10 protein-coding genes are annotated in these 14,785 nt (G+C 60.1%); 9 read left to right on the forward strand and 1 reads right to left on the reverse strand.

Features of this window, described 5'->3' with window-relative positions:
• Positions 1 to 74: 74 nt before the first annotated feature.
• The 7 genes from sauS to J2T57_RS20395 all read left to right on the forward strand — a co-directional run bounded on the left by sauS (position 75) and on the right by J2T57_RS20395 (position 10,933).
• On the forward strand, positions 75 to 1,520 hold the full coding sequence (gene sauS / locus J2T57_RS20365) for an acylating sulfoacetaldehyde dehydrogenase (RefSeq protein ID WP_253484563.1): 1,446 nt from the start codon (positions 75 to 77) through the stop codon (positions 1,518 to 1,520).
• Between the two features lie 59 nt (positions 1,521 to 1,579).
• The gene (locus J2T57_RS20370; protein ID WP_253484566.1) at positions 1,580 to 3,148 is read left to right on the forward strand and encodes an AMP-binding protein; all 1,569 of its coding nucleotides are present in this window, start codon (positions 1,580 to 1,582) and stop codon (positions 3,146 to 3,148) included.
• 172 nt (positions 3,149 to 3,320) lie between these two features.
• Entirely contained in the window at positions 3,321 to 4,082 is a 762-nt protein-coding gene (locus J2T57_RS20375; RefSeq protein ID WP_253484569.1) for a sulfite exporter TauE/SafE family protein, read from the forward strand.
• A 335-nt stretch (positions 4,083 to 4,417) separates the two neighbouring features.
• Positions 4,418 to 7,330, forward strand: coding sequence for a molybdopterin oxidoreductase family protein (locus J2T57_RS20380; RefSeq protein WP_253484757.1), 2,913 nt, complete (start codon positions 4,418 to 4,420; stop codon positions 7,328 to 7,330).
• A gap of 2 nt (positions 7,331 to 7,332) precedes the next feature.
• A complete protein-coding gene (locus J2T57_RS20385) occupies positions 7,333 to 8,031 on the forward strand; it encodes a 4Fe-4S dicluster domain-containing protein (RefSeq protein WP_253484572.1) in 699 nt (232 codons plus the stop codon).
• A gap of 25 nt (positions 8,032 to 8,056) precedes the next feature.
• Positions 8,057 to 8,998, forward strand: a complete 942-nt coding sequence (locus tag J2T57_RS20390) for a dimethyl sulfoxide reductase anchor subunit family protein (RefSeq protein WP_253484575.1) — start codon at positions 8,057 to 8,059, stop codon at positions 8,996 to 8,998.
• A gap of 96 nt (positions 8,999 to 9,094) precedes the next feature.
• Complete coding sequence (locus tag J2T57_RS20395; protein WP_253484579.1) at positions 9,095 to 10,933, forward strand: SLC13 family permease; 1,839 nt, start codon at positions 9,095 to 9,097, stop codon at positions 10,931 to 10,933.
• 18 nt (positions 10,934 to 10,951) lie between these two features.
• Here J2T57_RS20395 and J2T57_RS20400 read toward each other — a convergent pair whose 3' ends face one another.
• Positions 10,952 to 11,734 (reverse strand): IclR family transcriptional regulator, encoded by a 783-nt coding sequence (locus J2T57_RS20400; protein ID WP_253484581.1) that lies wholly within the window; start codon positions 11,732 to 11,734, stop codon positions 10,952 to 10,954.
• A 233-nt stretch (positions 11,735 to 11,967) separates the two neighbouring features.
• Between J2T57_RS20400 and J2T57_RS20405 the strand changes: the two genes are divergently transcribed.
• Together J2T57_RS20405 and pta are read left to right on the forward strand one after the other, a co-directional pair.
• On the forward strand, positions 11,968 to 13,581 hold the full coding sequence (locus tag J2T57_RS20405; RefSeq protein WP_253484584.1) for a GMC family oxidoreductase: 1,614 nt from the start codon (positions 11,968 to 11,970) through the stop codon (positions 13,579 to 13,581).
• Positions 13,582 to 13,636: 55 nt separating this feature from the next.
• On the forward strand, positions 13,637 to 14,650 hold the full coding sequence (pta, locus tag J2T57_RS20410) for a phosphate acetyltransferase (protein WP_253484588.1): 1,014 nt from the start codon (positions 13,637 to 13,639) through the stop codon (positions 14,648 to 14,650).
• Positions 14,651 to 14,785: the final 135 nt, after the last annotated feature.

The raw sequence follows: 14,785 nt of genomic DNA on the forward strand, positions 1-14,785 counted from the left end.
GCCCCGTTCTGCCAGTTTCACCGATACAGACGAATTCAACGCCACGAATCGATGCATTGTGGGATGTGAGTGATATGAGCAACAGTGATCAAGTGAGCAGGACCGAGTCCGCTGTCACCGCCGAAGGGCGTGTTGCCGGCCTGGTGGATCGGGCCCGTGCGGCTCAGGCCATCTATGAACAATACACCCAGGAACAGGTGGACGAGGTTGTCATCGCCGTTGCCTGGGCCCTGATCAATCCCGAGCACAACCGCGTCCTGTCCGAGCGTGCCGTCAGAGTCACCGGGCTGGGTAATGTGGCGGACAAGATTACCAAGAACCACCGCAAGACCCTGGGGCTGCTGCGCGATCTTCAGGGCGCGAAGACCGTTGGCGTCATTCGCGAGATCCCCGAACGCGGGTTGGTGGAAATTGCCCGTCCGGTGGGCGTGGTGGGCGCGATCGTGCCGTCCACCAACCCGGTGGCCACCCCCGCCAACAAGACCCTAAATGCCCTGAAGGGGCGCAATGCCGTCATTCTGGCACCCTCGCCCAAGGGGCAGGATGTGTGTACCCAGCTGATCGGCTACATGCATCAGGAACTTGATCGTGTGGGTGCGCCCAGGGACCTGGTGCAGCAATTGCCGACTCCGGTAGACAAGGAGAGCACCTACGCGCTCATGCGCCAGGTGGACCTCATGGTGGTCACTGGCTCCCAGAACAATGTCCGTTCCGCCTATTCCAGCGGTACTCCGGCGTTTGGTGTGGGTGCCGGCAACGTGCCGGTGATTATCGATGACTCGGCGGACCTGGAGGACGCAGCTCGCAAGATTACCGCCTCCAAGACCTTTGATAATGCCACCAGCTGTTCCTCTGAAAACAGTCTGGTCATCGTGGATCAAGTCTACGATGCAGCGCTGGCAGCCCTGCAGCAGGCTGGTGGTGTCCTACTGAGCGCGTCCGAGAAACAGAAGCTGGAAAAGGTGATGTGGGTGGATGGCAGCCTGAACCGGCAGGTGATTGCCAAGGAGGCCACGGAAATCGCCCGCGTGACCGGCCTGGACCGGGACGCGTTCCAGGCCGCCCGGTTCCTGCTGGTCGAGGAACAGGGCATCGGCAAGGATCATCCATTCTCGGGTGAAAAACTCTCACCGGTGCTCACCGTGTATCGCGCCTATGATTTCGATGATGCCTTCAAGGTGACCCGCCGTCTCCTGGACCATCAGGGCAAGGGGCATTCCTGTGGCATTCATACGAGTAACGATGCTCACGTCCGTCGCCTTGGCCTGGAGATGCCGGTTTGCCGCGTCATCGTCAACCAGGCCCACGCCTTTGCCAACGGCGGCAACTTCGACAACGGCCTGCCATTTTCCCTGTCCATGGGCTGCGGCACGTGGGGCAAGAACAACTTTTCGGACAACCTCAACTACCGGCAGTACCTGAATATCACTCGCATTGCGCGGACCATTCCGGTGAACGAACCCGCCACCGCTGATCTCTTTGGCGATTACTGGCGCAAGCATGACATCGCCGGTTCCTGAATCCCCGGGCCTAACCCGGGGATTCAGGCGCCATGGAAATAAAGGGGGAGTAAAGTCACATGACCGTGCAAACGCTTATCACGACCTGGGCAAACCGGGGCAGTGATCAGACCTATCTGGTGGCACCGGAACTGGATGAGGTTGTCACTTATTCTCATCTTCGGAACTACGTGGCGCAGGTGTCGGCGCATCTGGATGCCATGGGGGTAGCCAAGGGAGAACATGTGGCTACCTTGATGGACAACGGCAAATGGACGGCGGTGTTGTTCCTGGCCGTCATGGCCAGCGGCCGGGTTGTGGTGCCGCTGAACGCCATTTCCGGTGATTCCCAGCTGGCCTATGTCCTGGACCACTCGGACGCCCGTGTCGTTTTCGCCTCGGACAATCATCTGGCCCGGGCACGGAAAATCAGCGCAGCCGCGGACAGGGAGATCAGCATTGTCCCGACAAGCCCGGATTCGGGGCCCGAGTGGCCCGTCCAGCCGGACCTCGCCTCAAGCAAGGTTCCGCAGGTCGGATCCGATGATCCTGCACTCCTGATTTACACCTCCGGCACCACCGGCAAGCCCAAAGGTGTATTGCTCAGCCACAGCAACGTGATTGCCGGTGGCCAGAATACGGTGGATGCCCACGCCTTGACCGAAAAGGACCGAGGGCTCTGCGTACTGCCCATCTATCACATCAATGCCGAGATCGTGACGCTGATCGCGCCGCTGGTGAGCGGAGGCAGTGTGGTGGTTCCCCATCGCTTCAGCACCGGGGCGTTCTGGGGTTTGCTGGGCGATCACGCTTGTACCTGGTTCAGCGTCGTCCCCACTATCGTCTCTTATCTTCTGGAGCACGCACACACCACGGCGGCGTCTGTGCGTGACAATCCGGCGTTATCGGGGCTGCGATTCGGACGCTCGGCATCCTCGGCATTGCCGCCATCGGTGCATCAGGGCTTCGAGCAGGCGTTCGGAATACGGCTGGTAGAGACCATGGGGTTATCCGAAACTGCCGCCCAGATTCTGTCCAACCCATTGCCCCCTGCACCATGCAAGTACGGCTCACCGGGAATTGCCTACGGTAATGAAGTGAAAGTCGTGGCCGGCGACGGCGAGGATGCGGCCCCCGGGGAGATCGGCGAGGTCGTTGTCCGGGGGGATAACGTGCTCAAGGGCTATTACAAGAATCCCAAGGCCACAGCCGACTCCATCCGGCCGGATGGCTGGTTTCTCACCGGCGATCTGGGCTATCAGGACGAGGACGGTTTTTTCTTTATAACTGGGCGTTCCAAGGAATTGATCATAAAAGGCGGTGAAAACATCGCCCCTCGGGAGATCGACGAGGTGCTGCTGCAGCACCCGGCCGTCCTCGAGGCCGCGGCTTATGCAGCGACGGATAATCACTACGGTCAGGAAGTCATGGCCTGCGTGGTGCTCAAGACAGGCAAGTTGGCCAGCGCTGAGGACCTTCGGGCTTTCACTATTCAGGAGTTGGGAAAATTCAAGGCGCCCAGAGAGGTGCATATCGTCAAGTGGCTCCCGAAGGGACCATCGGGCAAGGTCCAGCGGCTGAAGATCGCCGATATGTTGGACCAGTTGGCCCTCGACACGGAAACAGAAACGACGGACAAGAACATCTGAAACGTCGTATCCGGGGCGCGGTGGATGCTGATCATGAAGGGTTTGGTAAGGCCTTACCTCTCTCTTTGTCTTGCATTTCCGCTCGCAGGAACAGGTGCTGCAGCAAGGCTTGCGCCTCCTGAGCCACGAATGCCCAGTGTTTCCTTAATGTATAGCCTCGGAGTCGTCCTTGATGGAAACAAGCCTGAGCGGAGATTCCCTGAGCCTCGGTTTGATCATTTACGCAACCGTCGTTGTGTTTCTTGCCGGTGCTGTGCGCGGTTACACGGGCTTTGGATTCTCGGCTCTGGTGCTTCTCAGTCTGTCCTTGTTCATCCCGCCGGTGGTGGTGGTTCCGGTACTCCTTTTACTGGAGGTAGTGGCCAGTATTCACCTGCTGCCCTCTGTATGGCGGCACATAGATCGGCGAACCCTGGGCTGGCTGATGCTGGGGACCATCTTCAGCGTGCCGCTGGGCGTGTATGTCTTGGCAAGTCTGCCGGCGGCAGAGATGCGGATCATCATCTCCCTGCTGGTGCTGACAACAACCATTCTGCTCTGGCGCGGCTACCGCTTTCCGGGAGGAGGCAGTCAGAAGCTCTCCTTCGTCACGGGGCTGATATCCGGCGCCATGACAGGGGCCGCCGGGGTCGGTGGGTTGATCGTGGTCGTCATGTTCCTGTCGGTGAGTGCTCCCGTGGCGGTTGTGAGAGCCACCATGGTCGCCTTTCTCATGCTCAAGGACATTTATACCTTGGGGATTGCCGGGGCATACAGCTTGTTGAACACCGATGTATTTCTGGCGGCGATCATGCTGGTGCTGCCGTTGTTCGCTGGCGTCACCGTAGGTCGGCACCTGTTTAACGTCACCAGCCCGGCCGTATTTCAAAGGTTCGTGCTGGCAATTCTGAGCACGCTGAGCATCGCGGGCATTGCCCGCGCGCTCATCGGATAGCCCTGACATATGCGTGCTTGCAGACCAACTGATGATCTTGATTGCCACAAGAGAAAAAGGGCGATAGTCTTCAAATGTGAGACATCAAATATCAATAAAAGAGATTTTCGTATTTTTCTGACTGCGAAACACACCGTAGATGACACGTTGGCCGAAGCAGCCGCTTTGCCAGGTTGCCTTTCCTGCCGACGTTCGGCGGATCAGGCTCTCGCTAGCGTTTCCCGGTCACGAATCAGATTGCCATTGTCGCCGTTCCAGGAGACTTCAAAGTGCTAAACGATATTCTGCGGTTGTTTTCTCCCGGCACCTCGGCGTCAGCCGCGGCAAGCGATGACATGCAATCCATCGGCAGGAGCAAGCCTGCATTCGAGAACCATGAGGCACAGGAGAAGCGCTATACCACGTGCTACATGTGTGCCTGCCGTTGCGGCATCGAGGTCACGGTAGAGAAGAACCAGGTGCGGTTTATCCGCGGCAATCCCAATCATCCGATCAACAAGGGTGTGCTGTGCGCCAAGGGCAATGCCGGGATCATGAAGCAGCTGTCTCCGGCGAAGCTGCGCAAGCCATTGATGCGAAAGCCAGGCACTGAACGCGGTGCGGGTGAGTTCGTTGAAGTCGAGTGGGACGAGGCGCTGGATTTGCTCACCGAGCGGCTGCGCCACATCCGCGCCACTGACCCCAGAAAACTTGCCTTTTTCACCGGTCGCGACCAGATGCAGGCGCTTACCGGGCTGTGGGCGCAGCAATTCGGCACCATAAACTGGGCAGCCCACGGTGGCTTCTGCTCCGTGAACATGGCGGCTGCCGGCCTCTACAGCATCGGCCAGTCGTTTTGGGAGTTCGGCGACCCCGACTGGGACCGGGCCAAGTACTTCATGCTCTGGGGGGTTGCCGAGGATCACGCCTCTAATCCCATCAAGATCGGGATCGAGAAGCTCAAGCGTCGGGGCGCCAAGTTCGTGGCGGTGAACCCTGTACGTACCGGCTACCAGGCCATTGCCGACGAATGGGTGCCAATCCGGCCCGGTACCGACGCGATGCTGGCGCTGTCCATGTGCCATGTTCTGCTGTCACGGGATCTGGTGGACTGGGACTATCTGGGGCGCTACACCAATGCACCCTTCCTGGTCGTCAACACCCCTGGCGAGCCTGGCGACGGCCTGATTGCCCGGGACGCCGATGGCCGGCCGCTGGTCTGGGATGCCAGCCAGGAAGCCTTTGTCAACGGCACGACACCCGGCGTGGAAGCAGCCATGTTCGGCGAATACACCTTGCCGGACGGTCGCAAGGCCCGCACCGTGATGACCCTGATCGCAGAGAAGTACCTCGACGAACAGTATTCCCCGGAGCGGGCAGCGGAGGTTTGCGGGCTCCAGCCCGAGACCATCGAACGCCTGGCCCTGGAGATGGCCCATGTGGCGTTCAAGGAAACCATCGAGATCGAGTGCGAGTGGACCGACTGGGCCGGACGCAAGCACGACCGTTTCATTGGCCGGCCCGTGGCGATGCACGCCATGCGCGGCATCTCCGCACACTCGAACGGCTTTCAGACCTGCCGCGCGCTGCACCTGCTGCAGGTGTTCCTGGGCACCATCGATGTGCCGGGTGGACACCGTGCCAAGGCACCCTTTCCGCGGCATATCCCGCCACCCGTGAAGCCGGCCAGGGACACCGCGCCGAACACGCCACTGTCGTCGCCACCCCTGGGTTTTCCCACGTCGCCGGAAGATCTTGTGGTGGACGATCAGGGCAGGCCGCTGCGTATCGACAAGGCCTATTCCTGGGAAGCGCCGCTTGCCAACCACGGTCTGATGCACATGGTCATCACCAACGCGGTGAACGGTGATCCGTACCCGATCGATACGCTGATCCTGTTCATGGCCAACATGGCCTGGAACTCCACCATGAACACCAACAGCGTGCAGGACATGCTGCGGGAGAAGAACGCCGACGGCGAGTACAAGCTACCGTTCCTGGTGGTGGTGGACGCCTTTCATTCCGAGACCGTGAATTTCGCCGATCTGGTGCTGCCGGATACCACCTATCTTGAGCGTCACGATGCCATTTCCATGCTGGATCGGCCCATCTCGGAACCGGATGCGGCCTGCGATTCGATACGTTCCCCGGTGCTGACACCGGACCGTGACGTGCGTCCCTGGCAGGAAGTGCTGGTGGACCTGGCCGGACGGCTGGGATTCCCGGCCTTCGTGGGGGAGGGCGGCAAGCCCAAGTACAGTGGTTACACGGATTTCATCGCCCGCTGGGAAAAGGCGCCGGGCATCGGCTTTCTGGCCGGCTGGCGCGGCAGCGACGGCAGCAAGTCCATGAAGGGCGAACCAAATCCCGGGCAGTGGGAGAAGTACATCGAGAACCAGGGCTTTTTCCAGCACCATCTGCCCGAGCACATGCGCTTCTTCCGCTTCGCCAACCGCGACTACCTGGACTGGGCCAAGGAGGTGGGTTTCAACGCCAGCGCCGAACCCATCATCATGGAGTTGTACTCTGAAGTGCTGCAGAAATTCCGCCTTGCGGGACAAGGTCTTTACGACGGCCCGCTGCCGCCGGAGACGGTGGATGCCGAGCGCCTGGTGAGGTACTTCGACCCACTTCCCCAGTTCTACGTGCCTCTGGAAGAGCAGCGTGTCGAGGGCCAGGACTATCCGTTCCACGCCATCAACCAGCGGCCCATGCACATGTATCACTCCTGGGATTCGCAGAATGTGTGGCTAAGACAGATCACTGCCCAGAACTTCCTGTTCATGAACAAGGCCAGGGGCGAAAGCCTGGGTCTGGTGGACGAGGGTTGGGTGTGGGTTGAGTCCCATAACGGCCGTATCCGGGGTCAGGTCAAGTTCATGGAAGGCTGCCAGGCCGATACGGTGTGGACCTGGAACGCCATCGGCAAGCAGAGCGGTGCCTGGGGCTTGTCCAAGGATGCGCCGGAGTCGCAGCGGGGCTTCCTGATGAATCACCTGATCTCGGAGTTGCTGCCCAAGGATGGTGAGCTGGCTGATGAGCAGCGCCGCCTGACGAACTCGGACCCCGTGACCGGTCAGGCCGCCTGGTACGACCTGAAGGTGCGAATCTATCCGGCCACGGCAGAGGAGTCGGGTACCAGTTGGCCGCAGTTCACCGCGGTGCAGCCGCTGCCTGGTGCTCCGGCACCACTCACCGAGATTCGTTACCAGACACATGAGGCGGTGCATCTGCGCCGTTCGCTGTCCGACATCCTCAAGCGGAGATAGGCATGAAACTCGGCCTGGTCATCGATATGGACACCTGCGTTGGCTGCCAGGCCTGCGTGGTGGCCTGCAAGCAGTGGAATACCTCGGGCACCCTGGGGCCGCTCACCGATTACGACCCTTATGGCAAGGAGCCCAGTGGGGTGGCGTTCAATCATGTGCGCTCCTATGAGGTGGATGTCTTTCCCCACAACAAGACCGTGAACATGCCCATGTCGTGCATGCACTGCGAGACGGCTGAGTGCGTCACGGTCTGCCCCACGGGAGCGTCCTACAAACGTGCCGAGGACGGCATCGTGTTGGTGGATCAGGACAAGTGCATGGGTTGTAACCTCTGTGCCTGGGCCTGCCCCTACGGTGCCCGGGAGTTGGATGAGGCCGTCGGCGTCATGAAGAAGTGCACCCTTTGTGTGGACCGCATCTATGACGAACTGCTGCCCGAGGCCGACCGGCAGCCTGCCTGTGTGCTGACCTGCCCGACCAATGCGCGATTCTTCGGCGATTTCGACGATCCGGACTCCGAGGTGAGCCGCCTGGTGCGTGACCGTAACGGCCACCAATCGTTGCCGGAACTGGGGTACAACCCCGTGAACCACTATCTGCCGCCCCGGCAGAAGCCCCACGCCGAAACCGAGCAGGGGTCCGTACCCATCCCGCTGGCCGAGCGATTCAAGAAGTGGCTCGGCAAGGCGGTGGTGCGCTAACTGATTCGTCAGGAGAACCAGAACCATGCATCCCGCTCTGTCGGTCATATTTTTTACGGTGGCGTCCGGCGCCGGTTTCGGCCTCGTGATGGTGACGATCGCCCTGGACCTGTTGGGTGGCGTTCCCGGGTTGGGCCTGTCGGGCACCATGGCTGCCATTGCGCTCGGCGTGTTGCTGGCAACCGCCGGCCTGCTGTCGTCCACTTCCCACCTGGCCAACCCGAAGAATGCCTGGCGTGCATTCTTCCGCTTCCGCACTTCCTGGCTGTCCAGGGAGGCTGTGTTCGCCGTGCTGTTCTATCCCTGCATTGGCGGTTATCTGCTGGGGCTGTGGTTTACTGGAATTGCATCCCAGTCGCTCTGGACGGCGTTGTTCGGTGTGGCGGCACTGGTTGCGGCGGCTGCAACGCTGTTTGCCACCGGCATGATCTACGCCAGTCTGCGCACCATTCCGCAATGGAACAGCTCCCTGGTCCCTGCCAATTACATGTTACTGGGTCTCGCCTCGGGTTCGGTGTTGCTGACTGCGGTAATCGTATTCGCCGGCGGTGCTCCCCAAGTAGTGGCCATGCTCTCCCTGGTGCTCGTGGTGACCGCCGCGATCGCCAAGGGCACTTACTATTTCTGGATCGGCAAGCCCCAGGGCCCCACCATCAACACCGCCATTGGCATGACCCGGGCCAAGGTCAAGCTGCTGGAGGCCGGGCAGAGCAGCGATAACTTCCTGAACAAGGAATTCAGCTACCAGCAGCCCGCAGAGCGCATCGGGCAGCTGCGGCTGGTGGTGTACATCGCGGGTTTCGTCATTCCGTTCGTGTTGCTGGTTGCGCTGCTGCGCACGGAGGTTGGGCTGCTGGCGCCCTTTGCCGCGGTGCTTCTGCTGGGCGGGCTGATGGTGGAACGCTGGTTGTTCTTCGCCGAAGCGAGGCACGTGGTGAATCTCTTCTACGGCAGGCAGCAATGCTGACGATTGGCCAGCGGCAAGGGTCCGCACCCTTGCCGCTGGGTCCCTCAACGCCAGGTACGAAAGCTCCAGGTACGAAAGCTCCAGGGCAGGAATGAAATGGAAGAAGCCCTCAGCCTGACACCACATATGATTGTGGTTCTCTGTCTGCTGGCCTTGACGATTTTTCTGTTCGTCTCGGAGATCGTCCGGATCGACGTGGCTGCGATTTCCATCATGGTGCTGCTGGGCCTGTTGAGCCTGGTACCCGGATTACAGGGAATCGCCGATCCGCAAACACTTTTCGACGGCTTCGCCAGTAACGCTGTTATCTCTATCATCGCGGTCATGATCATCGGCGCCGGACTGGACAAGACCGGTGTGATGAGCAGCCTGGCCAGCCTGATCATCCGGGTGGGGGGAAGGACCGAGCCGCGGATCATTCCGCTCGTAGCCGGCTCATCCGGCATCATCTCCAGTTTCATGCAGAATGTGGGCGCCGCGGCCCTGTATATTCCCGTGGTCTCGCGTATTGCGGCACGCACTGGGCTCGCCAAGTCGCGGCTGCTCATGCCCATGGGTTTCTGCTGCATTCTTGGCGGCACCATTACCATGGTTGGCTCGAGTCCGCTGATTCTCCTGAACGATCTGCTCCCCTCCGATATGGAGCCGTTCCAGCTCTTTGACGTGACCCCCATCGGCCTGGCGCTCATAACCTCCGGGATTCTTTACTTCGTGGTTTTTGGTCGTTTCGTTCTCCCCACTTTGAAGTCCGATGGCGTTGGGGAAACCGTGATGGAGTATTACCAAGGCGTGTATGGCCTGGATCTCACCTTTCGGGAAGTACGCGTTCCAGACGACCATCCGATGGTGGGCAAATTGCTCGTTGATCTGGAGCAGACCTACGGTGTCGTGGCGATCGCAAGCTTCATGAACAGTGAGCTGCGGATCGGCCCCTGGGCGAACCTGGTCATTGAGCCCGGTGCCCGCCTGGCGCTGCTGGGTGAAGTGGAGGTGCTGGGAGATTTCGCGCATCGCTCCGGATGTCCGGTGCTGGACGAACTGGATGTGTTCGCCGACGCCCTGGCGCCGAACAAGGCAGGTATCGCCGAGGTGGTCATTCCGCCGCGCTCCAAGCTGATTGGCAAGAGTGTCCGGGACATTGCCATGCGCAAAACCTACGGGCTCTCGGTACTGGTTATTCACCGGGGCGGAGAGCGGATCGATGATCTACTGCGTGAGACGCCGTTGAAGGCGGGGGATGTCCTGGTGTCTCACTGCCGCTGGGATTCGCTGATGCGCCTGGAGAAGGATCGGGATTTCGTGGTGATGACCACAGAGTATCCAAGAGAGGAACTCAGGCCGCAGAAAGTACAGGTTGCAATGCTCATGTTCTTCCTGGCGCTATTCCTCATTCTGTTTACGGATCTGCGGCTTTCCATCGCCTTGCTCACTGGCGCCTTGGGCATGGTGCTGAGCGGAGTGCTGAGCATGGATGAGGCCTACAGTGCGGTGAGTTGGAAAACAGTGTTCCTGCTTGCAAGCCTGATTCCTCTGGGGGCTGCGGTGGAGCAGACCGGCACGGCGGCGTGGATTGCCCAGAATACCTTGCTGATTCTGGGTGACGTTTCACCATGGGTGCTGCAGGCCGCCATCGCCGTGTTGGCTACCTTTTTCACTCTGGTCATGTCCAACGTGGGGGCTACGGTGCTACTGGTGCCGCTCGCCATCAGTATCGCCACAGTAGCCCAGAGTCTCGGCATGGATGCCGACCCGCGGCTATTCGCACTGACCGCCGCCATTGCCACGTCCAACTCTTTCCTGATCCCCACCCATCAGGTCAACGCCCTGATCATGGGTCCCGGCGGTTATCGGGTGATTGACTTCATGAAGGCAGGGGCGGCGATGACACTGGTGTTCCTGGTTGTTTCGCTGGTGATGCTCAACCTGGTGTTTTGAGTTATCCGTTGGCAGCGTCTACTCGTAAATCAGCTTGGCAAGCTCGTCAGCGGACTCCCGAAGATCCGGGATGAAGCCGCGCAGATCTTCCAGGGAGCGCCGGAAAACCGGGGCATGGATGGAAATGGCGGCGATCGGCGGGCCCTTGGGAGAGGGAATGGGCACAGACACGGCCACCATTTTGTCGATGAACTCCTGATCGTCCGTCCCCACCTGCTCATTGCGAATCACCTTCAGCGCAGCCTGCAATGTTTCCGGGTCGGTGATGGTCTTGTCTGTCATGGCGGTGAGTTCGGTCATGGAGGTCAGGCGATCGCGCACGCGCTTGGACTGCAGCGAGAGCAATAGCTTGCCTGTGGCGGTGCAATGCAGGGGAACATGGGAGCCGACCTTGAGCCGGATGCTCAGTGGCCATTGCGCATCAACGCGGTCTATGTAGCTGATGAATGTGCCCTCGAGCAGAACCAGGTTGCAGGCCTCTCCCCCGGCCTTGCTCGACAACCGCTCCAGCACCAGGTGTCGTGGCGTCTGGTTGAGCCGCCCCTGGAGAACGCTGAGCGCCATGGCCTTGAGTTCCGGGCCGGGAAAGTAACGCCGGCCGTCGGCATCCTTGATCAGGTAGCCCTCGTCTTCCAGCAGGGTCACCAGGCGGTGTGCCGTGGGCTTGGGCAGTTTGCTGGCGTCGGTAATCTCCGGGAGTGTGATCGGGTCATGGGCATCCACAACGGAGCGCATGATCCGCAGCAAGCGCTCGCCGGTCGATCCGCTATGGCGTGTCTTTTCCGTAGTGTCTGTTCCCATCCCCGTGCTCTTTCCTTGTAACTACTCGGCTGGTCGTGTCATCCGCCGCGGGCATTCTACTGATCTTGATTGCGGCGGAACAGTCATGGGTGGGAATACACTCAATTAGTGACTATGATCTACATAAGTGAAACATAGCGTCTCAAAAAAATATATTTTTATGATAAGTTTCACGTCAGATGAAAAAAACATCCTCCCAGAAGATGTAGGACTAACGAGAAGAGGCCTCGAACATGGCGGAGCGAGAAGTCGATTATGTGGTTGTGGGTGCGGGCTCAGCAGGCTGCGTCCTTGCCAATCGCCTCAGCGCCGACGGCAAGTACACGGTTTTGCTTCTGGAAGCCGGCCCCAAGGACCACAACCTCTGGATCCATGTACCCATCGGCTACGGCAAGACCATACGACACAAGGTGTTGAACTGGTGCTACAACACCGAGCCCGATGAAAATCTGCATTCCCGCTCGATGTTCTGGCCCCGAGGCAAGGTGCTGGGGGGCTCCAGTTCAATCAACGGACTCATTTATATCCGTGGCCAGCATGAAGACTTCGACCGATGGGAGAGCCTGGGGAATACTGGCTGGGGCTGGTCCGACGTGCTGCCCTACTTTCGCCGGTCGGAGGATCAGCAGCGGGGCGCCGATGCCTTCCATGGTGCAGGCGGGCCCTTGACCGTCTCCGACGTCAACGAGAAGCACGAGTTGGTGGAAGCCTTCATCGCTGCCGGGCAGGAGGTGGGCTTTCCGCGCAATGACGACTTCAATGGCCCGCAGCAGGAGGGTCTGGGTTACTTTCAGCTCACTACCCGCAATGCCCGGCGCTGCAGTACTGCCCGCGCTTTCCTCAAGCCCATCGCCAAGCGTCCCAACCTCAGCGTAGAAACGAACGCCCTGTGCACACGGCTGGAGCTTGAGGGCGCCAAGGTTACCGGGCTGCGTTTCCAGCAAGGCGGCAGCGAGACGCGAGTCGCGGTGCGCCGCGAGGTGATTCTTGCCGCCGGGGCCATCAATTCGCCGCAGATCCTGGAGCTGTCCGGCATCGGCGATCCGGAAGTGCTGCGCCCCCTGGGCGTTGAGATCGTCCATGCATTGCCGGGGGTGGGCGCCAATCTCCAGGACCACCTCCAGATACGCGTCATGGCCCGTTGCCGTAAACCGGTGACGACCAACGATGACCTCAACAGTTTCGTCCGCCGGATGAAGATCGGCATGCGCTACGTATTTCTGCGCAAAGGGCCCCTGGCAGTAGGCGTGAACCAGGCTGGCGGTTTCGTGAAAACCCGGCCGACCGTGGATCGCCCGGATATTCAGTTCCACTTCGGCACCCTGAGCATGGATAAGACCGGCACCGCCGTGCACGATTTCTCTGGCTTCACCATCTCTGCCTGCCAGTTGCGTCCTGACAGCCGGGGTAGCGTGCATATCAAAAGCGCCGACCCCACGGCGTATCCCGGCATCTATCCCAACTATCTCTCGGCACCGCGGGATCGGGAAGTGATGGTGGATGGTGTACGGGTGTGCAGACAGCTTCTGGCCACCGAGGCAATGCGGGAGTACGTGGAGGCCGAACACGCCCCGGGAGTCGAAGTGCAGTCCGATGACGAGATTCTGGATTTCCTGAGGCGGGAATCCACCACGATCTACCACCCAGTGGGTACTTGCCGCATGGGGCAGGCACAGGAGGTCGACGCAGTGGTCTCTGATCGGCTCAAGGTGCATGGCATAACGGGCCTGCGGATCGCCGACGCCTCGATCATGCCGGAGATCGTCTCTGGCAACACCAATGCAGCTGCAATAATGATTGGTGAGAAAGCATCGGACATGATTCTGGAGGATGCCGCGGGGTCCTGAGGGCTGAGTGCCAAGCCACATAACAATAGAGCAGACCACCGCCTGGAGGTAGTCCATGAAGGTTTTCGACCAGATCGAAGCACGGGCCCGGGAAAAGCCTATGAGGGTGGTTCTCATGGAGGGGGGCGACGACCGTGTGCTGCAGGCTGCCCAATTGGCCGAAGAGCAGGGGATTGCTCACATCACCGTTCTGGGTAATCCGGAGGAGGTCCGCCGGCAGGCGGCGGCACTGGGTATTGATGCTCCGCGCTTTGCTGTCCGCGATCCGCAGGAGCCGGATCTGCTTCACAAGCAAGCAGCGCGGTTATTTGCATTGCGCGGTCACAAAGGTCTCACAGAGGCGCAGGCTACGGCGCAGGCGGGAACATCCTTGTACAGCGCGATGCTGATGCTGGAGTCCGGTGAGGTCGACGGTTGTGTCGGCGGCGCCGTGAATGCCACTGCCGAGGTTGTCCGCGCCGCGTTGCAGGTGATCGGGACGGCACCGGATACCATGCTGGTTTCCAGCTTCTTCCTGATGATGTTCTGCGAGGCCTACCACAAACGCCAGGGTGGGCTGATCTTTTCCGATTGCGGTCTGAATATTTCCCCTAATTCCGAGCAGTTGGCCGAAATCGCCCTGAGCAGCGCTGCGACGGCAAGAACACTGCTGGGGGAAGAGCCGCGGGTGGGCATGCTGTCCTTCTCCACCAGCGGCAGTGCCAGCCACGCCGATGTAGACAAGGTGACCAAGGCGGCGGCGCTGGTCCGTCAGCGGGCTCCCGAGTTGGCTGTTGACGGTGAAGTTCAGCTGGACGCCTGCCTGGTTCCCGAGATTGCCGCCCGCAAGGCGCCGGATTCCAAGGTGGCCGGCACCGCCAATGTGCTCATTTTCCCGGACCTGAATGCTGGAAATATCGGCTACAAGATGGCCGAGCGAATGGGCAATGCCAAGGCGGTTGGTCCGATTCTGCAGGGGCTGGCCAAACCGGTGAATGATCTGTCCAGAGGGTGCAGCATCGAGGACATCTATCGGGTGGTGGCGGTGACCGTGGTTCAGGCGCAAGAGGCCGTCACCGAGGAGAAATGAGCGTCGCTAAAGTCATTGACAGAGTGCTTAATGCTGTAATAATGAAACGATACGTATCAAAAAATAAATATATATAAAGTTTGATGGCTCAACCAACTCACCGTGCACGAGCATGAACCACAGCCATCACAATCG

The organism is Natronocella acetinitrilica (assembly GCF_024170285.1).
GTDB lineage: Bacteria > Pseudomonadota > Gammaproteobacteria > Nitrococcales > Aquisalimonadaceae > Natronocella > Natronocella acetinitrilica.

Coding starts and splice junctions, on each gene's coding strand:
- sauS (WP_253484563.1), top strand. CDS start 75: ATGAGCAACAGTGATCAAGTGAGCAGGACCGAGTCCGCTGTCACCGCC.
- J2T57_RS20370 (WP_253484566.1), top strand. CDS start 1,580: ATGACCGTGCAAACGCTTATCACGACCTGGGCAAACCGGGGCAGTGAT.
- J2T57_RS20375 (WP_253484569.1), top strand. CDS start 3,321: ATGGAAACAAGCCTGAGCGGAGATTCCCTGAGCCTCGGTTTGATCATT.
- J2T57_RS20380 (WP_253484757.1), top strand. CDS start 4,418: ATGCAATCCATCGGCAGGAGCAAGCCTGCATTCGAGAACCATGAGGCA.
- J2T57_RS20385 (WP_253484572.1), top strand. CDS start 7,333: ATGAAACTCGGCCTGGTCATCGATATGGACACCTGCGTTGGCTGCCAG.
- J2T57_RS20390 (WP_253484575.1), top strand. CDS start 8,057: ATGCATCCCGCTCTGTCGGTCATATTTTTTACGGTGGCGTCCGGCGCC.
- J2T57_RS20395 (WP_253484579.1), top strand. CDS start 9,095: ATGGAAGAAGCCCTCAGCCTGACACCACATATGATTGTGGTTCTCTGT.
- J2T57_RS20400 (WP_253484581.1), bottom strand. CDS start 11,734: ATGGGAACAGACACTACGGAAAAGACACGCCATAGCGGATCGACCGGC.
- J2T57_RS20405 (WP_253484584.1), top strand. CDS start 11,968: ATGGCGGAGCGAGAAGTCGATTATGTGGTTGTGGGTGCGGGCTCAGCA.
- pta (WP_253484588.1), top strand. CDS start 13,637: ATGAAGGTTTTCGACCAGATCGAAGCACGGGCCCGGGAAAAGCCTATG.